Origin of the sequence: Stenotrophomonas sp. SrG (assembly GCF_050031795.1) — a bacterium.
Taxonomy (GTDB): domain Bacteria; phylum Pseudomonadota; class Gammaproteobacteria; order Xanthomonadales; family Xanthomonadaceae; genus Stenotrophomonas; species Stenotrophomonas rhizophila_A.
Genome location: NZ_JBNBBE010001104.1, coordinates 1 through 239, shown reverse-complemented (window position 1 = coordinate 239; position 239 = coordinate 1). Strand labels below are relative to the sequence as shown.

Below are 239 nucleotides of genomic sequence, written 5' to 3'. Positions count from 1 at the left end.
GCCCTGGGCTGTGTGATCCGTGGCGACACCCGCCACTACGAACACGTGGCCGACAGCTGCGCCGAAGGCCTGATGCGTGTGCAGCTGGATTTCGGCGTGCCGGTGCGCAATGGCGTGCTGGCGGTCGAACGCGCCGAGGATGCCGAGGCCCGCGCCGGTGGCAGCCACGGAAACAAGGGTGAGGAAGCCGCACTGACGGCGTTGGAAATGGTCTAGCTTCTGGAGCAGTCGCCGTGAAC

Annotated in this window: 1 protein-coding gene; it reads left to right on the top strand. The window is 66.9% G+C overall.

Annotation, left to right across the window (positions count from 1 at the left end; all coding sequences use genetic code 11):
* Nucleotides 1–216 (top strand): 6,7-dimethyl-8-ribityllumazine synthase (locus ACQG3P_RS22885; protein WP_426806328.1); only part of this gene is annotated, 216 nt, incomplete at its 5' end.
* Nucleotides 217–239 lie beyond the last annotated feature (23 nt).